This window comes from Methanosarcina sp. WH1, assembly GCF_000970005.1.
Classification (GTDB): Archaea; Halobacteriota; Methanosarcinia; order Methanosarcinales; family Methanosarcinaceae; genus Methanosarcina.
In genome coordinates, this window is sequence record NZ_CP009504.1 from 991792 (window position 1) to 1018252 (window position 26461).

General features: G+C 40.2%; 18 protein-coding genes and 3 pseudogenes. 15 read left to right on the plus strand and 6 right to left on the minus strand.

The features are described 5' to 3' along the window. Window positions 1–236: 236 nt before the first annotated feature. From MSWH1_RS17885 to MSWH1_RS04500, 3 genes and pseudogenes are all read left to right on the plus strand, one after another. A complete protein-coding gene (locus tag MSWH1_RS17885) occupies window positions 237–434 on the plus strand; it encodes a transposase (RefSeq protein ID WP_082088030.1) in 198 nt (65 codons plus the stop codon). Between the two features lie 148 nt (window positions 435–582). Beyond that, window positions 583–1409 (plus strand): annotated as a pseudogene (locus tag MSWH1_RS17890) (IS1 family transposase); the annotation flags it as partial. An 830-nt stretch (window positions 1410–2239) separates the two neighbouring features. Continuing rightward, a complete protein-coding gene (locus MSWH1_RS04500; protein WP_231591955.1) occupies window positions 2240–3754 on the plus strand; it encodes a right-handed parallel beta-helix repeat-containing protein in 1515 nt (504 codons plus the stop codon). A gap of 201 nt (window positions 3755–3955) precedes the next feature. Here MSWH1_RS04500 and MSWH1_RS04505 read toward each other — a convergent pair. Continuing rightward, window positions 3956–5063 (minus strand): annotated as a pseudogene (locus MSWH1_RS04505) (RNA-guided endonuclease TnpB family protein). Between the two features lie 28 nt (window positions 5064–5091). Between MSWH1_RS04505 and tnpA the strand changes: the two are divergent. Both tnpA and MSWH1_RS04515 read left to right on the plus strand, forming a co-directional pair. After that, window positions 5092–5505 (plus strand): IS200/IS605 family transposase, encoded by a 414-nt coding sequence (gene tnpA / locus MSWH1_RS04510; RefSeq protein WP_048126491.1) that lies wholly within the window; start codon window positions 5092–5094, stop codon window positions 5503–5505. 1001 nt (window positions 5506–6506) lie between these two features. After that, window positions 6507–7091, plus strand: a complete 585-nt coding sequence (locus MSWH1_RS04515) for a metal-dependent hydrolase (protein WP_048126493.1) — start codon at window positions 6507–6509, stop codon at window positions 7089–7091. 103 nt (window positions 7092–7194) lie between these two features. Here the strand turns inward: MSWH1_RS04515 and MSWH1_RS04520 are convergent, their stop codons facing one another. From MSWH1_RS04520 to MSWH1_RS04540, 5 genes and pseudogenes are all read right to left on the minus strand, one after another. Then, on the minus strand, window positions 7195–7719 hold the full coding sequence (locus tag MSWH1_RS04520) for an acyltransferase (RefSeq protein WP_048126495.1): 525 nt from the start codon (window positions 7717–7719) through the stop codon (window positions 7195–7197). Between the two features lie 95 nt (window positions 7720–7814). Then, window positions 7815–8024: pseudogene (locus MSWH1_RS04525) on the minus strand ((Fe-S)-binding protein); the annotation flags it as partial. Between the two features lie 304 nt (window positions 8025–8328). After that, window positions 8329–8931, minus strand: a complete 603-nt coding sequence (locus MSWH1_RS04530) for an indolepyruvate oxidoreductase subunit beta (protein ID WP_048126499.1) — start codon at window positions 8929–8931, stop codon at window positions 8329–8331. Next, on the minus strand, window positions 8928–10730 hold the full coding sequence (gene iorA, locus MSWH1_RS04535; protein ID WP_048126501.1) for an indolepyruvate ferredoxin oxidoreductase subunit alpha: 1803 nt from the start codon (window positions 10728–10730) through the stop codon (window positions 8928–8930). The genes MSWH1_RS04530 and iorA overlap by 4 nt, the downstream gene beginning before the upstream one ends. A gap of 590 nt (window positions 10731–11320) precedes the next feature. After that, window positions 11321–12112, minus strand: coding sequence for a zeta toxin family protein (locus tag MSWH1_RS04540; RefSeq protein ID WP_048126502.1), 792 nt, complete (start codon window positions 12110–12112; stop codon window positions 11321–11323). A gap of 613 nt (window positions 12113–12725) precedes the next feature. Between MSWH1_RS04540 and MSWH1_RS04545 the strand changes: the two genes are divergently transcribed. The 10 genes from MSWH1_RS04545 to MSWH1_RS04590 all read left to right on the plus strand — a co-directional run bounded on the left by MSWH1_RS04545 (window position 12726) and on the right by MSWH1_RS04590 (window position 26188). Further along, the gene (locus MSWH1_RS04545; protein WP_048126504.1) at window positions 12726–12995 is read left to right on the plus strand and encodes a DUF2551 domain-containing protein; all 270 of its coding nucleotides are present in this window, start codon (window positions 12726–12728) and stop codon (window positions 12993–12995) included. Window positions 12996–13563: 568 nt separating this feature from the next. Continuing rightward, entirely contained in the window at window positions 13564–14103 is a 540-nt protein-coding gene (locus MSWH1_RS04550) for a hypothetical protein (protein WP_048126506.1), read from the plus strand. A 644-nt stretch (window positions 14104–14747) separates the two neighbouring features. Continuing rightward, window positions 14748–15293: a hypothetical protein gene (locus MSWH1_RS04555; protein WP_052722582.1), complete on the plus strand. Its 546-nt coding sequence runs from the start codon at window positions 14748–14750 to the stop codon at window positions 15291–15293. A 551-nt stretch (window positions 15294–15844) separates the two neighbouring features. Then, on the plus strand, window positions 15845–16396 hold the full coding sequence (locus MSWH1_RS04560; RefSeq protein WP_048126508.1) for a TasA family protein: 552 nt from the start codon (window positions 15845–15847) through the stop codon (window positions 16394–16396). Between the two features lie 91 nt (window positions 16397–16487). Beyond that, on the plus strand, window positions 16488–17135 hold the full coding sequence (locus tag MSWH1_RS04565) for a TasA family protein (RefSeq protein ID WP_048126510.1): 648 nt from the start codon (window positions 16488–16490) through the stop codon (window positions 17133–17135). A gap of 275 nt (window positions 17136–17410) precedes the next feature. After that, window positions 17411–18112 carry a TasA family protein gene (locus MSWH1_RS04570; RefSeq protein ID WP_048126513.1) on the plus strand — a complete coding sequence of 234 codons (702 nt, stop codon included), beginning with the start codon at window positions 17411–17413 and terminating at the stop codon, window positions 18110–18112. Window positions 18113–18309: 197 nt separating this feature from the next. After that, a complete protein-coding gene (locus MSWH1_RS04575; RefSeq protein ID WP_052722584.1) occupies window positions 18310–18801 on the plus strand; it encodes a signal peptidase I in 492 nt (163 codons plus the stop codon). A 777-nt stretch (window positions 18802–19578) separates the two neighbouring features. Continuing rightward, window positions 19579–23628 (plus strand): PKD domain-containing protein, encoded by a 4050-nt coding sequence (locus MSWH1_RS04580; RefSeq protein WP_082088031.1) that lies wholly within the window; start codon window positions 19579–19581, stop codon window positions 23626–23628. Window positions 23629–23643: 15 nt separating this feature from the next. Continuing rightward, on the plus strand, window positions 23644–24768 hold the full coding sequence (locus tag MSWH1_RS17390; RefSeq protein WP_052723130.1) for a signal peptidase I: 1125 nt from the start codon (window positions 23644–23646) through the stop codon (window positions 24766–24768). A 436-nt stretch (window positions 24769–25204) separates the two neighbouring features. Further along, window positions 25205–26188 (plus strand): DUF5305 domain-containing protein, encoded by a 984-nt coding sequence (locus MSWH1_RS04590; RefSeq protein WP_197074618.1) that lies wholly within the window; start codon window positions 25205–25207, stop codon window positions 26186–26188. The last annotated feature ends 273 nt before the right edge of the window (window positions 26189–26461 follow it).

A 26461-nucleotide genomic window follows, 5' to 3' on the forward strand; every position in this document is an offset into this window, starting at 1 on the left:
AGTTCCTTCTTTTCTATTTTGTTTTTGCTTTTTTGGATACTCAATTTCATTACGTTATATCAATATATGTTGATATGATGTTTATTCGATATAAAGCTATCGCTTCTAATGAAGCTCTTTTCAGGAATACTTGAGTTAGAATCTGAATGCTCAATCCAGCAAAATCTCAAAATAGGCCGGGTTATATATCTTATTCCAGATATTTTCTTAGAGGTTATCTTAAGATTAAATAATCCTTGTACCTCTATTGTTCGTTAGAGTTAAAACGATCTCGAAGAATTCCTTATCCTGGTGATTTATCCGATCGAGAATGGCAACTAATTAAACCTCATTTTCTTAATTCAAGAATGAATCTAGGTAGGAAACGCGTTCATTCTTTTCGAGAAACACTGAATGCAATCTTCTATTTGTTACGTTCTAGTTGTGCCTGGTGAATGTTACTCCAGGAATTCCCACCATGGAAAACTGTTTGCCATTATTTTCGCCTCTGACGACTTAATGGAATTTGGGAACATGTTAATATTTTTAAGGAACGATTATTTTTAAGATTTTTTATCCCAAAATAAGCACATTAACTAAAATAGCATAAACTTAGCTTTAAAAATGTCTATGAAAGGAATGAGCATTCAAGCCATTGCCGACGTTTTTGAGGTACAACCTGCCAGTGTAAAGCTATGGTTGGCCCGTGCAGCTGAACAATGCGATAAAGTAAATGACAATATGATGAAGAATGTGGATGTGTCAAAGGTAGAAATGGATGAACTATGGGTTACAATCCAAAAAAATAGTTTCAAGAATGAAAGATTATGAAGATAATGGTCCCTGGATGTGGGTAGCTTTTGCACCAGGTTGCAGGTTAATAATTTCTTTTGTTATAGGACCAAGAAAACAGTATGTTGCAGACAAGCTGGTCGAGTTAATCGATAGACATCTTTCAGATAAAATTCCTCTTTTTGTCACAGATGAGTTGAACTTTTATAAAGAAGAGCTTTTGAAACAATTTGGAGTTTTTTGAGAGTTTCCAGGAACTGGGAAAAGAGGAAGGCCAAAGAAACCAAAAACCGTTTCTTCTGAGGATTTGAGGTATGCTCAGGTAGTCAAAACAAGAGTAAATAGGGTGTTTGAGAAGGTAGAGAAGAAGATCATTTTGGAGAAGACATTGAACAAAGCGAAATCTCAACAACTTTACTGGAAAGACAAAACCTAACTTTCAGGCAGGATAACAACAGAGTGTCAAGAAAAACAATATGGTTTTCAAAGGTGAAAGAATGGTTAGAATACCAAATGAAGCTCTATTGCACGCATTTTAGCTTTTGTAGAGGGCATGGAGGATTAAGGTATGAAGATGAAAAGGGGTTGAATGCAAAAATACATCTACAAGAGAAGCAGGAATTGCGGATTCAAAATAGACTTTAAAGGAGATGATGAAATTCAGGTGTTTTAAAATATCAATCGGGTAAAGATGGGCCTTCAAAGGGCTGAACTTCAAAATGAAGGTTCTTTGCTTGGATAAAGGGTTTTATTGTATAGAAATGTTTGAATTCCTTCAAGAATACAATATTTCACATATAGTTCCAGTTGTTAAGAAAGGAAAGAAGATGAAACAGATCCTAAAGGGAAACAAAACAAGGTGTGAACAATATGTTATGAAAAACGCAAAGTCATGCAGAATTAGGAATATAGTTAAGCCAAATACATCAACTAAAAATGCTAATATTAGGTACTTCTATACACTGATATCTTTTCTGCTAAAAAATGTATAGTTATACTTTCTGAAAAAACATTTTATAATCTTCAAAAGAGGGCCGCAAGTTATAGATAAGGATAAGTTCAGATTTGATATGTTTATACTATTCATTGAAGGATGGCTGAGACAGAAGTTAAGGGTTAGGATAATGGTGGAGTGTCTTAGGTAAACTAGTGGAGGAGAGATTTTTTGTGAAGTGCTGACACTGTCATTTGAAGGCATTAATTTCAAAAAAGGAACAAGAATTCAGTCTGAGGATAACAAAAGATAATCTATTTTAAACTTAAAATTATATCCTTATTAAACTTAAAATTATATCCTTATTAAACTTAAAATTATATCCTTATTAAACTTAAAATTATATCCTTATTAAACTTAAAATTATATCCTTATTAAACTTAAAATTATATCCTTATTAAACTTAAAATTATATCTTTATGTCCATATTATCTCTCTCTCTAAATTACCGAAAAAACAAGAGGGAAAAAGTTGATGGGAATGAGTGGAGATTATAAAATAAAGACACACATCAAAGATTTAATTTTATCAATCATAATAATTTATTTTATATTAATACCTTCAAAAATTATTCCCAATACACCTGAAGCACCGATTGTATATGTTGATACAGATGGCAGCGGAAATTACAACTGCGATGGGAAAAATGATCACATAGAAATAAATCAAGCTCTTTCATTCGTCAACAGTAACCCTGATTTTACAACCGTTTACCTCAACGGTTCAAACACATACTGGATAAATGGCACGATATATATTGGAAGTAATACAATATTAGAAGGGGACCCGGACGCTGTAATAAAACTCATTAACCATGCGAACTGGGGGATAAAGTATAAAGGATTAATAGAAGCAAAAAACAACAGGGCAAAGAATATTACAATAAGGGGATTTGAAATTGATGGAAATTGCCGAAACCAGTCTGAGGGTATAGGGAACAGTTACTACAATATGATTAATTTAAAAGAAAGTTACAATGTAACTGTTAATGATATGTATCTGCACGACGGACTCGGGGATGGAATAAAAGTATTTCACGATTACTCAAGAGAATACGAAACTGTCCCAACAAACATAAACATATACAACAATAAAATATTTGAGATTGGGCACGATGCAGTGTGGTTAAAGCATTCATCAAATGCATCCATATATAACAATGATATAACCATAAAAGCAGATGCAGCCATCCGATTAACGGAAACAATGCATATCAAAATTTTCAATAATACAATAACATCAAATAATAAAGGATATGCAGGGATAGAGCTGAACAAAAAAATGACTGGTCCTGTAATGGATGACATCGAGATTTACGATAATACAATATATCACATACGTGCATGGGGAATCTGGGTAGTAGGCTATGGAGGATATGAGAGAGATAAAGCCAGAGGGGTCTGGATTCACCATAATACAATCTATGATACTGGAACGTCATCCTCTCTTCATGAAGCAGGCGGAATTGTAGTTCAGGGATTTAACAACACCATAATCGAAAATAATGTAATCGATGGGAATAGAAAATATGGTATTGCGTATGAATTATATCCTCGTTACGGAATCCCAACAGATAAAGGATTTGTGACTATTGTAAGAAACAATATAATTTCAAACACAATTCCAAATCTTCCGGACTCTGGCTCAGGCTGGGGAATCAAAGACTACGATCCTTCAAATCACACATTTATACTCGAAAACAACTGCATATACAATAGTGCTGCAGCAAATTACGAAAATGCCAGTTCTACTACAGACCTGAACGTAAATCCATTGTTTGCAGATGTCTCAAAACGCGATTACCACCTGAAAAGTGCTGCAGGAAGATTTTCGGATGGTCAGTGGGTACTTGACCGGAAAACAAGTCTACTCATAGATGCCGGAAATTCCCTGTCAAAATATAGCAATGAACCTGATCCAAATGGGAACAGGACTAATATTGGAAGATATGGAAACACTGCTGAAGCCTCCAAGAGTGTATCTAAATAATTCTTATTCTCAGGACACTGGCATCAATCTGATTTTACTTTGATTTGTTTTTTCTTAATTTCTCCATTGATCTTACTTTTTCTCAACTTGTTCTACCAATATTGTGAACTACCACTCAGCTAAAGACTGAGTGGCTTCTTGGTTCATTCCTCCCTCTATTGAGGGCAAGTCCCCAAGCTCATCCCCGTAGTCCCTACGGTGTCATAATCCAATTAGATTCTGATCTATGAGAGCGAATTTTTTGATATTGATAGCGGCATTAATGTCTCTATGGTGTTTGGTTTTACAGTCTGGACAAATCCATTCTCTGTCTTTTAGCTGAAGCTCTTTATTGTGGTATCCACACACACTACATAGCTTAGAAGAGGGTTCAAATTGTCCTATTCTCAGGACGGTTTTTCAAACCATTGAGCCTTATATTCCAACTTTGTTACAAAACTACTCCACGCAGAATCACTTATAGCCTGTGCTAAGTGATGATTCTTAACCATGCCTTTAACATTTAGAGTTTCCAGAGCTACAGCTTGGTTTTCGCTAACAAGTCTAAAAGAGAGTTTGTTCTGGAAGTCATTTCTCTGATTTGTTATTTTGTCATGGAGTACAGCAAGTCTTCGTTTAGCTTTTGCCCTGTTCTTAGAGCCTTTCTGTTTCCTTGAGACTCTTTTCTGTAATACTTTGAGCCTTTTAAGAGAGTTTTTCAAGTACTTTGGATTCTCAACCTTTTCTCCTGTTGAAAGGACAGCAAAGTCTTTGATACCTACATCAATTCCTACTGTTGTTGATTCTGTGAAAGCTTCCTTTACTGGAAGTTCTTTTCCATCTTCAACAAGGATACTGATATAGTAATGTCCTTTACATGTCCTTGATACCGTAGCCGTTTTAGGCTCTCCTTCAAACTTCCTGTGAAGAACTGCTTTAATTGGTTCTATTTTAGGAAGCTTGATAGTATTATTTTCAAAGTTTACAGTGTAGTGTTGAGGTACAGGGAAAGACTGTATCGGATCTTTTTGATTTGAACTTTGGAAACCTGTTTTCTCTCTAAAGAATCTAGTGAAAGCGGATTCAACTGCTTAGTCATCCCCTGTAATGATTGAGAGTTAACTTCCCCTAACCACTCATTAGAAGCCTTTAGAGTAGGAATTAATTTGTTTAAGTCAAATCTGGAAATTGATTCCCCTGTCTGCTCATAAGTTTTAATTTTCTGGTCAAGTGCCCAATTATAGACAAATCTACAGCTACCTATATGCTGATTCAATTGAATAGCTTGTGTAGTTGTAGGATAGAGTCTAAATTTGAACGCTTGCATCATACAAAGGCATTATATGTTTTAACAACACATGTACTTTTTGGTAAATACGAAGTATGAAACACGGAATCATAGCAAATTTTTGTTAATGTATCATGTTATTTTTGTTTGCAAATACCGAAAAGTCATACTTGAACCAATTAGCGAAGAACTCAAACAGATTATGATTGACATTTCAAAAGAGTCTAACTTTGAAATCTTTGAAATGGAAACTGACAAAGACCATATTCATTTCTTGATTAAGAGTGAGCCGAAAGTTAGCGTTTTGTCAATTGTCAGAAAATTGAAACAAGAATATACTAACAGGTTATGGAAAACTCAAAAAGAATATATGAAAAAGTATTATTGGGGTGAGAATACGTTATGGAGTGATGGTTATTTTGCGTCTACTATCGGAAATGTTAGTAAAGAGGCGGCAGAATATTACATACGGAATCAGGGTTGAAGTTGACGCTTATATCCCCTGAGCTAAAGACTCAGGGGTTTTACGCTTCTTCATATAAAAATCTCAATCAAACTTGCCTTTCAAAGATATCTAAAAATTTCAATTTTTCCATAAATTTTTGGTATCAAACACCACCTTCTTTTTTTAAATAATAGTCCCCTTTATTTATAATTCAATTTTTGCGTCTATTGATCTCGATTAAAATATACTGTACTTTATATATTTATTTCCTATCCGAAAAGTGGTTGCCTGTTGTAACTTTTACAATATGCAATATACAAAACCGGAATGGATACTCTGATATTATTACTCTGATATTATAGATCTATCGTGGCTTTTCAACATGCATTACTGACTTTTCGGATAGGCTCTATATATAAAAATAAATGTATCCAATAACGAAATCCTCTCTTACGAATACTAAAACAAAAACGATATATACATATACAATTAAAACTTATTTAAGTCCCATAGCAGAGTCCACAAAAATAAGGATTGAAACCAGGTATTTGTGGAAAATTAACTATAAAAAAGTTACTAAACTATCCTTAAAGAACCGTGAACAAAAAGTTAAGGGTTGTTGTCACCAACATAGCAAAAAATAGTGATTGACATAGCAAAAAATAGTGATCGAAAAATGTATGTTGATTAGTGTTTTTTAAGGAAGGTGGAAAAAATGAATTTGAGTGAAATTTACTATTATTGTGTTTCACTTGCTATGATTGTTGGTGTACAAATCGCCTCGGCACTTAATCTGAACATAGATCAAAATTCAAGTGGGAGACTTTCTATTAATTTCCAGTCATCAGATTCTCTCAAAGTAAGTAAAAAATAAGATTCTAATTCCCCAATAAAATCATTAAAAATAATTTTCCTTCAGATAGAATCTAAAATTTTGAGTCAATAGTACTTAATTCTAAATTATATTGGTCAATATATTCAAATAAACTATTTACCCACTCAAAGCGTTTTGGTTGATAAATTCGAAAAAGTGAATTGTTATGCCTTATCCAGTTTCACATGTTCTGTTTTTTGTTTTCTGTGTCAGCGCAGTAGCAGTCTACGCCATTGTCAGATCAATTTTTCGCAGGGAAATTTCGTCCAGGGACTTACCCCAGCTCTTGTTACTCTTATTTGTAGGCAGTCTATGCACACTTTTCCCGGATATTATGATAATTTATAATCTACCCGTAAATGGCACTTTAGAACACTGCTGGATCGGCCCGATTGCAACACATTCATTACTATTCAGTTCTACTGCCCTCCTGTTCGGAACGCTTGTGGGATATCTTGCCTACGGAAAGTTTGGGAAGGCAATATACCTGGGTCTTTTTGCAGAAGCTGCTTTTCTTACACATTTATTACTTGATGATATAGGGGAAGGAGGTACTGAGTATCTATACCCTGTATACAATGGAAAGGTCAGTGTATTTTCATTAATGAATGTAAGTTTTCAGGAGACTGGATTCTTTCATTATCTGATAGCATCTTTTGTATCGGTCTTTTTTGTTTGCTTTGTGATAATGATGGCACTGTTTGCCCTGGATAAACTTGGTTTTGAATTCAAATACAGATCCGAAAAGTGACCTTTCGTTTTCATCATTCATCTCATCAAAAAAGTGACCTTTCGTTTTCATCATTCATCTCATCAAAAAAGTGACCTTTCGTTTTCATCATTCATCTCATCAATCAGGTTTGAAGCTCGCCTACACCATCAAGCTTTTTAACAACTCTAGCAGGGTAACCCAGAGCAAGACTGTTTGGAGAAATATCACGGCTAACTACGGACCCAATTCCTATTATGGAATTTTCTCCAATTTTGACCCCTTGCGTGATTATACAGCCCGGGTTAACAGAAACCCCACTTCCGATTATTATTGGAGCCATGCTTCTCGGATATGCCTGCCTCGTAGTTAAGCTGCCTCTTGTATGGGCAGATAGTATACACCTATCCCCAATTTCAGCGTAATCTCCCACTGTGATCATTTCGGGATGGAGCCTGTCGAAGATCACATCATAGCCGATATACACATTCTCCCCGATGTTTACGCCTCGCATTTTATGCAGTTTTGCTCTCCAGGAAGGGACTGGAGCGCATGAAGCAAGGCGTTCCAGAACCCAGTTCTTAAGGTATTTTATCCCAAAGAGGATCTTATTGCTATGATAATGATCAGCCACTTCACCAAAAGTTACTTTATCTCTGTTAGATATCATCGTGGTGCCTTCCCAATTTTACAGTGAAACCCATATAAATACTTACCACATTTTTTCACCGATAAACACCTCTTTTCTTCGGCCCAGTATCCATTAACCAGTTCGCACATTGCAGCAACTACTACCGGATGAGTGGTGACAGCATTCTCTGGAGGTCTAATAGAAAGAACATCGGGTTTAAGCAATACTCGGTTACCGGGAGATATAATAGTCTCAAGACCGCCTATCAGGTTGAGAGACTCTTTGATTGCATCTTTTGCTTTTGAATAATCACCGCAGCAAACAATAGAAACCCTGGTATTCACAATAATCTATCAGGAGAAAAAATGTCACTTATATCCTTCTCGAGACAACTACAAGAAATTGAATTTTTGCCTTCTTCAAGGGAATATTTTGAGGAGTTTTTCCGGCGTATTCTGTGATATACGCATCAATTCGCATATTTTTCACTTTTACTTCGCCAGTTTGGATATCATATTACTAATTCCCTGTAACGTGTCTAAATTTTCCTGTCCTACATTAATACATTTTTAGAGGGCCTATAGATGACTATAATTATTGAGTTACACATGTGAAAAAAAATAATGGAAAGTATTATCTTTCATCTGTTTAGCTTTCCTCGATTTTTCTCCTTCCCATTTCAAAAGCTCTGATATTAATTTCAACCGTCTTCTGCGGCACAAGTGCCTTCACACTCTCAAGCAGGGCCTCTTTTGGGATGGGCAAGTAGCCAGAGATGGCACCGACCATTGCCACGTTCATTGCAAGCCTGTTCCCGGCTTCGTAAGCCAGTTCGTCTGCATTAAAGGCTTTGACTATATATTTTTCAGAAAGGACGTCAAGGATTTCCTGGACATCAGGGTACTTTGCTATTCCGGAGGTAACAGTCACAGGAATGATTGACTGTGTGTTTACTATAATTACTCCACCGTCCTTCAGGAAATCGAGGTATCGAACTGCTTCCATAGGCTCAAGGGCAAGCATGATGTCTGCGCCTTTCTTAGGGATCATTGACCCAAGGTCAGTTCCCAGCCTTATGTGGTTTACAACCGAGCCTCCGCGCTGTGCCATGCCGTGGGTCTCTGCTGCCCGGATGGGGAGCCCTGTAAAGACTGCGGCTTTTCCGATGATGTCCGAAGCAAGGATTGCGCCCTGCCCCCCGACTCCCGTGATAAGGAGGTCGAGTTTTTTCTCTCCTTCAATCTGGCTCATTTCTTCACCTCCCGGATAGCTTCAAACTTGCAGATCTGCGCACAGACCCCGCATCCGCTACAGAGTGCAGTAATTACAGCGCAATTATTTTCCTCATCAAATTCGATTGCCGGGCAGCCGAATTTGACACACTGCTTGCAGCCTTCACACTTTTCAGGGTCAACTATGTATGGGACCCGCCTGATTCCTGCCCTCTTTACAGAGATCACGCAGGGCTGTTTTGCAATAACCACGGATGTGCCTTCAAAGTCCTTTGCGGCTTTGAAAGCTTCCTGGGTTTCTTCAAGGTTATAGGGATTGACAACTACTACAGATCCGGCTCCCATAGCTCTGCAGAGTTCGGCAAGAGAGACTTCTACAGTGGGTTCTCCGGTAACTGTAAAACCGACTCCGGGATTTGGCTGGTGCCCGGTCATGGCCGTGATTCGATTGTCGAGGATGGTGACCGTAATATTGGCTTTGTTGAAAACCGCATTCAGGAGTGAATTCATGCCAGTATGGAAAAAGGTTGAGTCCCCTATAGAACAGCAGATAGGGCGCTTTTCCCCCGCATGGTAAAGCCCGGAAGCAATGCTTATGCTTGAGCCCATACAGAGCGTGGTCTCAACAGTCCCGCTCTGGATCCCGAGGGTATAACAGCCGATATCACTCGGGTAGACAGCATCCTTTCCAAAGACCTTTCTCATGGAATAGAAGGTTGCCCGGTGAGAGCAACCGGCACAGAGAGCAGGGGGGCGGGGAGCAAGCTCAAGAGAGACCTTCCCCGACTCAGGCTCAACATCCAGGTCAAAAACTTTCTTCAAAGCTTCAAGGAAAGTACTGATGTCCAGTTCTCCTTCTCTCGGGACAAAACCGCCAGTTTTCCCCATGATCGGAATCGGAAGGCCGGCTTCCTGAGCAATCATCTTTACCTGCTCTTCCACAACAGGTTCAAGTTCTTCGAAGACAAGAACAGCGTTTACGGTTTCAAGCAGTTCCAGAACAAGCTTTTTCGGGACAGGATAGGTCCCGATCTTCAGGAAGGAAGCTTCAATTCCCAGTTCCTGCAGGGCCTCTTTTGCATATACAGAAGCAATACCTGCACTTATTACCCCGAAATTTGCATCAGGTTTCAGTTCCAGAGAGTTCCAGGGGGATTCTGCAAGAGCATCTTCAATTGGCTGCTGGATCGAAAGGAGATGGGTATGGCGTATACGGGCGTTTTTTGGAAGCATGACCCAGCGGTCGAGAAGTTTTTCGAAATAAGGAGCGGGTTTGTCTGTCGGGATTTCCCCAAGCTCAATATCGGATTTTCCATGGGAGATCCGGGTTGTAGGGCGGAAGATAACCGGGATTTTAAATTTTTCAGAAAACTCAAAAGCATAAGGAAGCATGTCTTTGGCTTCCTGGGGGGTTGAGGGGTCAAAACAGGGTACAAGGGCAAACTGGGCATAGCGCCTTGTATCCTGCTCGTTCTGGGAAGAGTGACATGAGGGGTCATCGGCTACGATTACGATCAACCCGCCCTTTGTCCCTGCATACGCAAGGGTCATGAAAGGGTCGGCTGCAACATTTAGCCCGACATGCTTCATGGTTACCACCGAGCGCACTCCTGCCCAGGCGGCTCCGACTGCCACTTCCATTGCCACCTTTTCATTCACGGACCATTCGATATAGTAGTCCTGATCTTCACGGGAAGCAAGGGTATCGATAATCTCCGAAGAAGGAGTCCCCGGATAGCCCGCAGCTACCTGTACGCCGCCTTCCAAAAGGCCCCGGGCGATTGCCACGTTTCCAAGCATGTACTCGCGTGTAGTCATTTTACATTCTCCAGCGTTTTAATAATGAAAGTATAACTCCAACAACATTCAGATAGGTCAAACATTTCAAACATCGTTTTTATCAATAAGTCAATGAATAGAAAGTCCAGGAAAGGACAGCTCCGGCAAATAATACCTGCTGTCTGCAAACCACGTAAAACTTTTGCATTATTTAAATAACACGATCAATAATATACTTTCGGATAATTGTTCCGGAATTGAAAGTCAGTCCAATCTTATAAAATAGTTTTTGTTTTGAGCATAAAGGCTTAATAAAGGCAACACAACCGGAAAACGAAAACCCGGAATTATAGTTCTCACCCCCGAAGATGTCGCAAAAATCCTGACAAATGGGCGCATCCGTCTGCTTCAGGTGACCGGGAAAATAAACCAAAGTTCATCAGTGAGCTTGCCCGCCTCCTGACCCGAAGCGTTAATTATGATGCGGTACGGATAACAGTGGACCTGAGCTGTTAATTTGCTCATAGGCTGAGTCCCGGGAAGTGAAAACATCAGAAAATAAAAGAGCTGCCCGTAAAAATTAAAAAGAGTAAAATTAAATGTATTGGTTCACAGACCTGGTCCTTGAATCAATTCAGATCCAGAAACTCCACAAGCTTTCCAATCTCTTCAAGTTCAAGGTCGAATTCTTCGCCTTTCAGGGACGCTTTGAAAAGCCCCCTGTCTGCAGGGATCACTGCGGCAACTTTTGAAGAATCAACAGCCTCCAGCAGGTCTCCTTCAATATCTTCCTCGACCTTGTTCAACACAAAGAAAACCCTGTTTCCAGCCTGTCCCCCGAGTTCCTCGAACTTTCTGGATAGCTTGAGAGATTCGTAGGAGGGGTCAATCACGACTAGGATCGTATCAAAGTCTTTTGCAACTCCCCTTCCGAAATGTTCCACTCCGGCTTCCGTGTCCACGATAACAATGTCGTCTTCTGCGAGGTCAAGGTTTTCCAGGAACTCCCGGGTAAGTACACCCATGGGACAGGCGCAGCCTTCCCCGAACTCGTGGATCTTGCCGATTGCCATGAGCCTTATCTTTCCTTTTTCTTCCACGAACTCCGAAGGCAAGTCGGAAAAACTCCACCTTTCCTCAAAAAAGCGGGACTTCTGCTGGCCTGCGGCAGCTCCCGAAACTGTTAGCCCGCCGAGGGGAGCAGTCTTCGGAACTCTCTGCTTTTGCTTGAAACCCTGTTTTCCCCCGAAGTACTCCATAAGGTCTCTTGGGGCTGCAAGCCCGAGCTGGCCGTGTAGCCCGTAGTTGGACTCATCGGTGTCAAGCACAAGCACGTTCTTTGTTTTTGCCATCTGCTTTGCCAGGAGTGCAGAAATAGTGCTCTTTCCGCTTCCGCCTTTTCCGCATACTGCGATTTTCATATCCAGTTCACCTACTACAGTAATTTATCCGGGAGCTTTTAAAGTTATTTCCCGGAGAAACTGGTCCGTGGTTTCATACTTCTAATTATCCCTTTTCTAATTATCCCCTGCCAGCTTTATGCTTGCAGATTGAACTGGCAGCATTAGTTCTAAATTGTTTCCGCAAATTTCTACTGTAAACTACTTATACCTAAGATCTTATTCTGCAATACTAATGGATCTTCAAGCAGGGCACCATTTCAGTATAGTAACCGACAGTTAACCTTCACCGCATTTCTGTTATTGTGAAGCTGAAGGTTAAAGAGAAAAATTATGAGGTTTTATCCTTTTCTGAATTGATCGGTGGATCTGCATAATATGTCTGTATATCCATAATATACTTCAATATAAATATTTAAAAAAAAGTAATCCTAAAATATATAAACGATAAGGATATAGGGTATTCGATTCTTAGCGCCCCTACTTAAGGGTCGCACCTGTTTGGAAATAAAGACCAGAATAGAATGAATACCGTATTAAATGAATAAAAAGAATAAAAAGAATATAATTCAAATTATCATTAAAACTGAGGTGTCCGAAACTGCAGACTGCGGAAGAAAGGGTAAGAGCGAGATTGATAAAGTATCTCGGCAGGGATGAAAACGGGATACGCAAGGTTGTGCTCAATCTCTTCCTGACCGGAGACAAGTTCACCACCGGTGAAGTTTATGACTACCTTGATAAAGGAAGATTCGAGGTAAGCTACCGGGGGGTGTCAGCCATGGTCGGGCTTATGAATACCAGGCTCGGTATTTTGAGCATAAATGTCACCGGGGATCACAACGTATATTCCCTGAAAGAGAGTTATAAAAACATTGTCGGCTCTGTTCTTGAGAACTATTAACTTTTTATGTTTGAAAGCTGTTTTAAGTTCTAGTTTAAGAGAGTTTGAATAAACTCCCTGAGTCCGGGTGTTTATTTTAAACAGAATAAATCTAACCTCTATCGGAGGTTTTAGAAATCCTCTTAACTATCTTTAATTCTTTTTGTGAAATCTTAAATAGACAGATTATTATATGAGATTGTTTTTTTTTCTACATAGTCTGCATAAATGAAATACTTGTGTGCATGATTATTAGTTGTAAGATTATTATAATACCCCTCTTAAACCCCCTTAATTAGAATACTGCTCTAATCAAGCCCCTTAATTAGAGTATTCGGAAAAACAGGATTTACTATTTACTAAAGAGCTTATCCCATAACTCAGAATTTGCTTCTTAGAGTCCCATCTTTTGACAGGCGATCGAGCATCTGATCTGGAAGCATTTTCTGAAAACCCTTGATTCTCAAGAGTGGAAACTCCTGATTCAAGAGTGAATTATTCCCGGACAAGCTCCAGAATAAAGCACAAATCCTGATTTCTGAGAACATACCGCATTCGAATAGTTTTTCTTATGTTATAGAGGGATACAATGAGCGAGACAGCAAACAGTTCTCTGGAAATCAAAGCAGAGATCCAGAGCAATCAAGCACAGTTATCAAAAAGCGATATTTTCGGAGTCCTCCAGAATGACAGGCGAAGATGCGTCCTGGAAATCCTCCACGGCCAGGGAAATCAGAGTATACGTTCACTTTCTGAAGAAATAGCTCGCCTCGAGTCCGGCGAAGAAGAACCAAAGAGCACCGTCAGAAAGAGCATATACGTCTCCCTGCTCCAGACCCACATCCCAAAAATGGAAAGCCTGGGAGTCGTAAACTACGACAAAGAACAGGACCTTGTGGAACTTCTCCCCGCATCCCACGACTTTGACATCTACATGGAAACCGTCAAGAAAGGCGATATTCCCTGGAGCCATTTCTACGTAGGCCTGAGCGTCCTCGCCCTTGTCGGCAGTGTCACAATTTATCTGAAGCTTTTCGACTGGATTACAAGCTCCCAGTGGATGCTCTTTATAAGTAGCCTTTTCATGTCATCTTCAATAGTCCACATGCGCCACATCCGCAAACTCTGAGTCTATAACATTTTGCTCAAGATTTCCCTCTCTTTTTTCATCCATTTTTTGAGAGATCTCACCGTCGCACGACATCGGTAATTACCCATTAAACTGGCGTTAATCTCTTCAAGCCTCTTTATCTCAAAATTTTCCATGCCTCTCTCTGCGGCAGTCAGTCTGCACCTTTCCTCTTCCTGGTTCGTGTTCCTCTTCTGAAATTAGATTAAAGCATTATTTGAAGATAAAAATCGATATAATGTCTTTTAAAAATTCAAAAGTATCTCATTACTCCTCATCACGCCCCATTAATTGTTTGTTACTACCCCGTAAACCCCATCTGTATCCTGATAGCGTTAATCCCCAATTACCTTCCTGAATTTGCAGTTAATCCGCCAATAACTATCTTAAAAAGACCTCTAAAAAAGTAAGTCAGATTTGCTGAATACCTGGAGTAGAACTGGAAATTCCCCATGTTGGACCTCCAACAGGTTCAGATTTCATTTCCAGCGATCTCATAGCAAAAAGAGTAGGAAAATAACGGAAGACTCCATAAAGAGCCGACTACCCCTGAGCTAACGATTCAGGGGGTTATTGCTGAAAGTTTATGAATCCTGATTTCAGAAAGCGATTCCAGAGTCTAACCTATACTTTAGAGGGATACAATGAGCGAAAGAGAAACCAATTCTCTGGAAATCAAAGAAGATACCCAAAGCGATCAAGCACAATTGACAAAAAGAGATATTTTTGGAGTTCTCCAGAACGACAGGCGAAGATGCGTCCTGGAAATCCTCCACAAGCAGGGGAATCAGAGCATACGCTCTCTTTCCGAAGAAATAGCCCGTCTAGAATCAGGCGAAAAAGAACCAAAGAGCACCGTCAGAAAAAGCATATATGTTTCCCTGCTCCAGACCCACATCCCAAAAATGGAAAGCCTGGGAGTCGTAAACTACGACAGAGAACAGGACCTCGTGGAACTCCTGCCTGCAGCCGGCGACTTTGACATCTACATGGAAACAGTCCCGAAAGGCGATATCCCTTGGAGCTATTTCTACATTGGCCTTAGCGCCCTTGCTGTCGTCGGCAGTTTAACAATCGATCTGGAGCTCGTCAAATTGGTTTCAGACTCCCAGTGGATGCTTTTTATAAGCGGGCTCTTCATGGCATCTTCACTTGCTCACATGCACTATGTCCGCAAACTAGAAGAGTAAACTCTCATTTCACTCTCTATTTCCTCTATTTTCAGGAAATATTTGCCACCGTCGTATGATAACGGTAATCTTCCATTAAGCTGGCGTTAATCCCCCAAATTCCTGTTTTTCTCAAAATTTTCCCCGCCCTTCCCTGCGGCAGTCAGTCTGCATCTCCCCTCTTCCTTGCCCACGCCTTCTTCTGAAATAATATATAAAGGATTCTGATCTGCTTCTATAAATTCATAGTGTACATTCGAAAAAACTCAAAAATATCCCATTACTCCTTATCTCGCCTCATTAATTGTTTGTTACTACCTCTCAAACCCACAGCGTCTTATGATAACGTTAACCTTCAATTACCCACCCGAAATTTCAGTTAATTCACCAATAACTATCTTAAAATGATCCATAGGAAGGGGTAGCTCAGATTTGCTAGATTTAGGGAGTGAAACTGGAATTCAAGATATTGAACCCCCCAGGTTCTTATTCTCATTTCAGTGACCCATTAGCAAAACGAGTGGGAAATTACAGATCAAAATTGGAAAAGATATGGAAAGAGGTATAAAATCATGATTAACAAAAAAATACTATTAAGCGTGCTCACTATCGGTGTGCTCGCTGTTGTGGCAGGTGCCGGAACATGGGCAGCGTTCAGTGACACTGAAACAAGTGAAAACAATACCTTTACAGCCGGAACATTAGATCTTAAAGTGGGTGGAGTAGATGATCCTGATGTTCCGTTCGTAGTTGAAGATGTTTTTCCAGGAGCTACGGGTTCAGCTGATATAGTTCTTTCAAATGCTGGAACAATGCCTGGAGCATTATCCGTAAAAATTGTAAATATTATTGGTGAGGGAGGAGACTTTCCCGAGCCGGAATCGGTAGTTGATCCATCTAACGCTTACAACCTTGATGATGTATTAACTGTTTCAATAAGTGATGGAACAAATACTGTAAGTGGCAAACTTTCAGAACTGACGACTGCACAATCACTTGGAGTTCTTGATGTGGGAACGGGTAAGACTTTTACTGTAACCTATTCTGTCGATTCAAGTGCTGGCAATGAAATTCAGGGAGATAAGGTCACTTTTGATGTTGAAGTAAGTCTCAACCAACAGTGAAGTAAGTCTCAACCAACAGACTACCCCTTAAATGAAATCAAGATCAAATACTGGGGAACAAAACCCCATTATTTTTTAGGAGGCATCGAAAATGAAAGTGATACCTTCAGTTCTGTTAATCTCTTTTGTACTCCTTATGGTTTCTGCAGGTACATGGGCTGCTTACACTGATGTTGAGACGTCTTCAGGAAACACGTTTACTGCAGGAACAATGGATCTGTACATGACAGATAACGGTCCTATTATTGACTCTGAGTGGACACTCACAAACATGATTCCAGGCACGAGTTACAAGCCTGGTGAACTGAACCTGTACAACAAAGGGACAACAGACGCGGATCATGTAGAGATCACATTCTCAACTGTTTGTCGAGATCCTGGATATGATGCAGGGACAAACGAAGAAAGTGATACACTCGATGGTGCCAATGGAATGGACAGTTACTTGAGAGTGGACTCAATGGCATACAGTCCATATGGAGGGAACCCCGAGAGTCTGGTCTTCAATGGGATTTCAAAGGTTTCATCGATTACTGACAAAAATGGAAATGGTTTCATTGACCTCGCAGATCTTAATGGCTTAACGCTTGATGATCTCTTACCTCCGGGACCTAATATGGAAAATCCCAGAGATTTTGACATGCAGGTAAGTTTCGATATAAATGCTCCAAATGATTATCAGGGAGACGAATGCATATTGACAATGCAATTCGAACTGAACCAAAACCCAAGTCAGTAATGGAGTAAAATTAATTAACGGAAAGGGAACAAAAAATGTGGTTCCCCTTTCACTTTTTTATGTGATAACATGAAACTGGCAGATATTTGATAGGATTAGCATTTATTTTTTGCTTTATCTTAAATATGCAGCTGCTGCTCAATGAATTTCATGACTACCGGTGGATATGGGTAACATCCGCGACAATGAACCAAAAAAACAGTTTAGTTCCAAATAAATTGTAGGAACTATGTTCACCGATATACACAATTTATTAAAGGAATAATGGAGGAAAAATGGTTAATAAAAGAATACTTTTGAGTATATTTGTACTTGGTATAGCTGTAACTCTAGCAGGCGCTGGAACATGGGCAGCTTTCCAGGATACTGAAACAAGTACTGGAAATACATTCTCATCCGGAACCCTTGATATGAAGTTATCTAACGATGGCTCAACTTACACCGATGGTGTAACCGCCACCTGGTCATCTCCAAACTTCAAGCCAGGAGATACTTTTGCTAACGAAATCCGTTTTACAAATGTTGGAACAATAAACATTAACCACCTGTATATGTACCCTGAAGACTTGACTAATTCTGGAGGTACTAACAACATACAACTCTCCGATAAAATCTATTTAACGAAGATCAGGGGACATATCACTCGGGACGGCTCAGATCTACAATGGGGAAATAGAGCTAACATTATTGCTAGACTTGTAGGCGATCACAAACGTCCTTTAACTCTTACAGAGTTCTGCGAGTCTAAATATGTTGCATATTATACTCAGCCACTTCTCTTTGGAGTTGTTCCACCCGTCCTCAAAGGTGGAAACCATAAGGACTGGGGCCTCATACTTGAAGGTCAATTTGATCCAGATGCTGATAATGACTATCAGGGAGCTTCTTGTAGTTTCAATCTGAAATGTGTAGGAAGTCAGAATTCACCTACTGAAGGCTACATGCAGATAACTGATGAAGAAATAACTGATGAATAAGTTTGAGAATCTCTGAATACGTTCCAGAATAAAAAGATACCAGAGTTCCAGATTCTGGAACTCTTACGCTTGGAAAGAAACAATGAACCATTTTGGGAAAGTATGTAGTCCTTTTTATTCTACAATAAAAAGGATTATTAATTTTAAAAATATGAAATAAACGTAAAAACCTTTCAGTTTTTTCTAGGCATAATATTATGAAACTAGCAAATATTCTTGCTTTTATTTTTATCTTCGTTGTAGTTGTACCTATTATTGCTACTATGGTTCCTACAGGTCCTATCAAATTTATGACTGTAACCGGCAACAGTATGGAGCCTACTATAACAGAAAGCGATATTGTTGTAGTAAATACTCTGGCAACCCGACCGGATGTAGGAGATATCGTGTCCTTTCGGCATGCTTTTGAGGTAAACGGGGAAAATCAGACATTAATAGTCACGCACAGGGTGGTGAAAGTTGTAGATGAAGGGTATGTAACGCAGGGGGACGCTTATTCCAAGCCTGACGGTTTTATCGTTGCTTCCGAGAATGTGGTAGGAGTTCTGTTTTTTAGGATTCCATACATCGGAGCTCTCGTTCATTTTGCGGGAACTATGATAGGACTTTTAGCACTTGTGATCTTACCTGCGCTCCTACTGATTCATCAGGAAGTACGTGAGATTATCAGGCTCATGAAAGAAAAATAATAAGAACTCGCCCCATCTGGAGATTGCATTTCAGCTTTAAACTCACAGGCTTTTCTGCACCAGTTTTCCGGGTTTGCCTGTGGCAGGAAGCCGGAGGGTATATACTCCTTGAAAAAATATGGTCAACTTCTATAGATAATTTGGATCTCTTTGTCTGTATATTAATATTATATAAGTAAATAGTTTAAATCGGGATCTTATAGAGATTTTACTGGAAATAAATTATGTATTTTCCTTTTAATTCCGCATACTCCGTAAAATTTTTATTTTGATGGATATATTAATTCCAATGGATTTATATACGTGGTACTTCTACCAATTTATGATCTGATATATAATATAATTAATCAAGTGCGAAGACATAAACAAATCCCCTATATATGAAAAACGTAATGAGATCTTCATGATTATGTTTTCAGTAATTTCCCCTACATCTATCTGCATATATCTTACATTCCGGACCGGGCACTTTTGAGCTAATTTGCGGTACAAATAGCCCGTTTTTTTGGGATATATATCTCAAAATAACCATATCGTCAGGTTTATTTCTTCATCCCGGACGGAATTCAAAATCAGGAGGCGGGATGGACAGGTAAAATGGGCATATCTAACTGGAAATCAGAATTTAGATCCGGGATATCAGGACTTACGGAGGTCTCAGGGCCTGGGCATCAGAGGCACAGATTCAGGCATATTAGACATTATGGATAAATATATGAATTAAATAACCGGGGTTTTTCGGGGTTTAAGATAGCAACCATTGGTGGTGGATCAAAAATGAGGGCGTTCAATAAAATATTACTTCTGGGATTGGTGTCGTTCTCTCTTATCTTCATGTGCAGTAATTTCCCCTTATTTACAGGTACTTCTGCTTCTTTCAGCGATACTAAACACACGAGTTCTGAGATCATCGCAGGCGTCTGGAACGCCGAAGCTAGTCTGGTAGGGCTCTCTGAATTCAGCCTTCCAGAAAACGGAGAAGGATTCCGAATTCCCACTTCAGGTGCAATGGGAGATCAGACTTCAATAACCACTTTCACAAATTTCGTAGATATAAATTTTTCAAATAATGTAAGTTCAGCAAACAATCTAACGGATAATTACTCTGCAATAGGAAACGAGACCTTTAACCTTACCAATATCACTTATCTGACAAACATCACTAACCTGACAAACATCACTAACCTGACAAACATCACTAACCTGACAAACATCACTAACCTTACAAGTAGCACTAACCTTACAAGTAGCACTAACCTTACAAGTAGCACTAACCTGACAAACATCACTAACCTTACAAGTAGCACTAACCTGACCGATACCACTAACCTTACAGGTTCTACCAAACTGACCAATAACTCTGAAGTGAACAGAATTGTTTCCCTGGAAGAAGCCAGTAACAGCACAGGCGGCCTGAATCTGGGAACCATATCAAGTTCAAGAGGCAGGTCTGGAAGTTCAAACAAAGATAAGGAAGTAGAGAAAGTCCTCCCTGAAGCAGGCTTCACCAGCAATGTAACGTCCGGGAGTTTACCCCTGACTGTTCAGTTTACCGACCTTTCGGCAAATGCAACAGAATGGAAATGGGACTTTGGAGATGAGGCCAGTTCTACCGAGCAAAATCCAGTGAACACTTATTTTACAGCAGGGACTTATACCGTTACTCTGGAAGCATCCAACGCAAATGGCACGGATTCGGAATCAGCCACAATAAAGGTTATCGAGCAGTATGGAGTGGCAGCTCCTCCTGCTGCAAACTTCACCAGCAATGTAACGTCCGGGAATGTCCCCCTGACGGTCCAGTTTACCGACCTCTCGGAAAACGTAACAGGATGGAATTGGGATTTCGGAGACGGAACTACTTTTACTGAACAGAATCCTGTACATACTTACTCTGTAGCAGGAAATTACAATGCAACTCTTACAGTAAGCAATGCAAATGGTACGGACTCAACGTTTACAAACATAACTGTTTTTGAAGTGCCAGTACTTCCTGCGGCTGTTTTCAATAGCAATGTGAGCAGTGGTTATGCTCCTCTGTCAGTGCAATTTAACGATAGTTCCGAAAACGCAATTGAATGGAACTGGGACTTTGACAATAACGGTATAATAGATTCTACAGAAAGAAACCCGATCAACATATACGCATCTCCGGGAAACTATACAGTTAATCTTACAGTAAACAACGGAAACGGTACAAATTCCACGTTATCTACAATAACTGCCCTTGAGCCATCATTTCCTGCTGCAAACTTCACCAGCAATGTAACGTCCGGGAATGTCCCCCTGACGGTCCAGTTTACCGACCTCTCGGAAAACGTAACAGGATGGAATTGGGATTTCGGAGACGAAACTACTTTTACTGAACAGAATCCTGTGCATACTTACTCTGTAGCAGGAAATTACAATGCAACTCTTACAGTAAGCAATGCAAATGGTACGGACTCAACGTTTACAAACATAACTGTTTTTGAAGTGCCAGTACTTCCTGCGGCTGCTTTCAATAGCAATGTGAGCAGTGGTTATGCTCCTCTGTCAGTGCAATTTAACGATAGTTCCGAAAATGCAATTGAATGGAACTGGGACTTTGACAATAACGGTATAATAGATTCTACAGAAAGAAACCCGATCAACATATACGCATCTCCGGGAAACTATACAGTTAATCTTACAGTAAACAACGGAAATGGTACAAATTCCACGTTATCTACAATAACTGCCCTTGAGCCATCATTTCCTGCTGCAAACTTCACCAGCAATGTAACGTCCGGGAATGTCCCCCTGACGGTCCAGTTTACCGACCTCTCGGAAAATGCAACAGGATGGAATTGGGATTTCGGAGACGGTTCCAACTCTTCCGAACAAAATACAACGCATACTTATACCACAGCAGGGACTTATACCGTTACTCTGAAAGCATCCAATGCAAACAGCATGGATTCAGAATCTGCCACAATCACGGTCCTGGAACAGCCTGAGGTGGTGCTTCCTCCGGTTGCCGGTTTCACCAGCAGTATCACAAGGGGATCTGTTCCCTTTTTTGTGCAATTTACAGACCTTTCGGAAAATCCCGAAGAATGGAACTGGGACTTTGGAGACGGAACCACTTCTTCCGAGCAAAACCCTGCCCATACTTACTCCACAACAGGAGATTACACAGTCATGCTCACGGTAAACAATACGGCTGGAAATGATTCGGAGAAAAAAACTGATTATATAAAAGTGGGAATAGCTTCCTCCATCAAACTGACAGGCATAACACTGGACGGGGAAAACTCTACCGGAGCTACAACAAACTCAGGAGCCTTGACAACAAATCCTGAAGACACCCTGGGACAGATAGCCGTAAGCGATGAAAATGGAATTTTCTTTAACCAGCCGTCTTCTAAAGGGCCTCTTGGAGAAATATCCATACCCCTGCAGCTTGGAATCAATAATTTCTCTCTTGTAGCCGATGGAATTTATCCCGAAAATGAAAACTATGGCGCAGTGTTATTTTTTGACGGGGTCCTGACTCCCCCCCGGATTGCAGTTTACAATTCCAATGGTGGCACCGGGACTTTTTCAGTGCAGCCCGCAGGTACGAATATCACCGGTAGTGCTGAAAACGAGTCCACTCTGGATATAGCTCCCGTTTCATCTTTCTATGTTACTTCAGACAGGACAAAAGTAGAAGTGCTGAGTTTCACAGTCGATTCAAAGAACGGGTTTACGGATGAAGTCACAGGCGAAAATCTCGGTGCAAATGGAATCCCTGATACCGTCGCAAAATTGAGCCTTAAAGTAACTCCTTCCGTCACAGTTCCTCTAGCTTCATTTTCCGCATCCCCTGTTTCCGGAACAGCTCCGCTGAATGTAGCGTTTACCGACAGCAGCTCAGGTTCACCGGCTTCATGGAACTGGGATTTTGGAGACGGAACCGCTTCTTCCGAGCAGAACCCGGTGCACACTTACTCCGCAACAGGAAATTACATCGCAACGCTTACAGTAAGCAATGCAAATGGTACGAATTCGACATTTACGGAAATAACTGTCCTGGAACAGGTGCTTCCCGCCGCAAACTTCAACAGTAATACCACCTCCGGGAATGCTCCCCTAACTATCCAGTTTACCGACCTCTCGGAGAATGCCGAAGAATGGTTCTGGGCCTTTGGAGACGGAGCCAGTTCTTCCGAGCAAAACCCCGTACACACATATTCTGCAGCAGGAAACTACACCGTTTCCCTGGCTGTAGCTAATAAAAACGGCACGAATTCGAAATCTGGCACAATAACGGCATTAGAATCGCCTGTACTCCCTGTAGCGAACTTCAGCAGCAATGCCACGTTTGGGAATGCCCCTCTGACAGTTCAGTTTACCGACCTCTCGGAAAACGCAGCAGAATGGGTCTGGGCCTTTGGAGACGGCTCCAGTTCTTTCGAGCAGAACCCGATGCATACTTACTCTGTAGCAGGAAATTACAATGCAACTCTTACAGTAAGCAATGCAAACGGCACGGATTCAACATTTTCTGCAATAACTGTCCTTGAACCAGTACTTCCTGTAGCTGCTTTCAATAGCAATGTGACCAGTGGTTATGCTCCTCTGTCAGTGCAGTTTACTGATAGTTCCGAAAATACAAATGAATGGAGCTGGGATTTTGGAGACGGAGCCACTTCTTCCGAGCAGAACCCCGCACACACTTACTCTGCAGCAGGAAACTACACCGTTTCCCTGGCTGTAGCCAATGCGGATGGTCAGAGTACGAAAACAGGCCAGATTTCCGTCAATGAAAACCTCGTAGATAGCTCAGGGAATGAAAGTTCTATGGATGATTCCGGAAATTGAAATTCCAGCGCGGAAATGAAAAACATGAAGGAAAAAGAGATTCTTCAGGCAGCAATTGTTCTGATCATTGCGGTTATTCTGGTCAATGCCTTAATTCCGTTCTTTACGGGCTCAAAGATGCCCCTCATAGTATTGAGCGGTAGCATGACTCCAATGATGTTGCCCGGTGATGTGGTTATTGCAAGGTCAGTCGACCCGAATGAGCTTGTGGTAGGAGACGTCCTGGTTTTTCATCCTCCTGAAAATAACGACCCGAATGCCCTTGTAACGCACCGGATAATCTCTTTAGAAGAAGGAAAAGAGCGCATGTTCCAGACTAAGGGAGACGCAAATAACGCGCAGGATGACTTTAAGGTGCCTGCATTTAACGTTGTGGGAAAACTGGATTTTGTCATCCCTTTTGCAGGATATTTGCTCGATGCAGTAAAGCATAATAAAAATATTTTTTTCTTCACCGTCATACTGCCCGCAGGTCTGATCATTCTGGATGAGATCAGGAACATGATTCTGTACAGCAATCCAGTAAAAGCTAGAAAAGTGGAAAAGGAAAGAAAAAAAATTGCTAGGAGAACTTCCTATTTAGTTAAAGGAAAAAAGCTGGCAGTATTAATTGTTATAGCTGGAATTATTTCTACAGGAATAGTTGCGTACAACCTCGGGGAGAATGGGCATCTGGTTCTCGGAAAGGAAAACACAATAAAAAATCCCGGGTCTCTTTCCCGCGTATATGTTATAACGCCTGATGATTATGAGAAAAGAACTGATATCTATTTTTGGTATGGAGTGCTTACCCCGTATAATGAAAGTAAGGCTTATGAAACTCAGTCTTCTGTTCCTGAAGGTGTAATTGCCCCATCTACCTGGACTCAGGTTAATGAAACTAAGGTTATTGCCCCTGAAAATACGCCTGCAACGATCAGTACGGTCCCTTACATTCTGCCGGTCTTCTGGATAATTTCACTTGCGGAAATAAACCATTATCTCCCTGCTATTGTAGAGGTTGGGTTCTATACATTCCTTCCTGCATTGCTGCTGTTTCCTCTGTGGTACAGGAAATCAGTGACTGGGAGAAAGAGAAAGAAGATTAAATTCCGTCGTTTGTTTGCACAATGGAAAAAAAAGGCGCTTCATATGGTCTGAACTTACAGAAGACGCCTTTGAATGATACATGATTTTAAAAATATTTGTTGCCTTTAGAGATCCAACTTTAAAATTAAAAATGATGTTGTCTAATAAATAATTGAAGTTTAGAATGCTTAGGAGTATATACTTCTGGTCTGATTTACTGGGTTAGATTCTGCTATTGAATACACTGTTAACTGTGTCTTTTTTAGCTTATCTGTATACGTTTTCAGCATGATAAATAAGAGGAAAAGTAATGAAAATATTTGAATGTCTGGAAAACTATCAATCATTATTGACAGAATACCGCTGTATAGCATATGAAATAAAAACAGATTAAAAGGGGGTTGAAAAACTGGAGCCTATTTTTCTGAAACTTAAAAATATCTTAATAGACAGGGCGAAAATACTTGCCTTTGTATTCTTATTAATAATGGTTTTTTCCGGATTCTGGATGTATAAATCGTATACTGAACCATTATATGAAGAAGAGAAGGTTCTTTCCTATATGCAGCGTGGAAGTTATTCATATTCGGCTTCTGTGACTAAGCCAAACTCCCTCTACCCGGAAGGAACAAAACTTGAAATGGGAAAGCCTGCCTATTTCTTTACTATATCTCCAACAGAGGATATTTCATTCGTATACAGCCTCGAAGCTGCAGATTCTGCTGACCTGAGCGTGGAAGCTAATACAATGATTGTGGCAAGCTCCAGGAAAGGATCTGGAGAAGAGCAGAAAATATTCTGGAAGAAGAGTTATCAGGTAGGGGATCCAAAAAGCGTTCAACTGAAGAGCGGGAATGTCCTTACCTCTAATTTTACTATAGATGTGCCTGTAATCCGGTCAAAAGCTAAAGGAGTACAGGATCAGCTTGTCTATTCACCTGATTCGGTGTCTTCCTCTGACTCGGGCCCTGACCCGATGATAGAAATTGTTACGACCGTCAATTATAAAGGAAAAATAAACGGAGAAGATGTAACAGGTACAAAAAATTATAAAATTCCTATCAACGTTAGCTCTAATTATTATGAGATGCCTGAAGAACTTGAATTCGTTGAAGAGACGTACAAAAACGTCAGAGTTCAAAAACCCGCATCATTATCAACTATCAAGTTTCCTCTGGCCTTATTCCTGTTAAGCACAGTTCTGGTTGGAGTGCTTATTCCTGTCAGAAAAATGAAAAAAATTGATCCGGAATACATCGAAAAACTGGAAAAAGAGAGTAAAAAATCACCTTTTAAAGAGTTTATCAGCAAAGGCAAGATTCCCGAAAATAGGAATTTTCTTCTGCAGGTTGAGATTTCTTCACTCGAAGACCTCGTAGATGCTGCTGCCGATATGAATGAAAGGGTAATCCATGATGCAAAATCTGGAGAATATTTCATAATTCACAATGGTGTATTGTATATTTTCTTTGATGCACCTTCAGAAGACTAATATTAAAATAGTTCAGGATCGATGCTGGGATTTTAGTTGGAGAGTTATTGTTATGAAACTATCCTGATCTCAGTCTTCTTTATTTCTTTGTTATCAAATCTGGAATATTGCAGAAGACTTAGATTTCCCTCTTATTTTTCTTTGCTGGAATTTATCCTCAACCATTTCCCGTTATTTCCCGCAGAAACTCTTTCCCCTCCACCCCTCCTTCGAACTAATCTCCTTAGGACTTACGCACTTGAAATGAAAAATCATGCACATGCGGACTTGTCA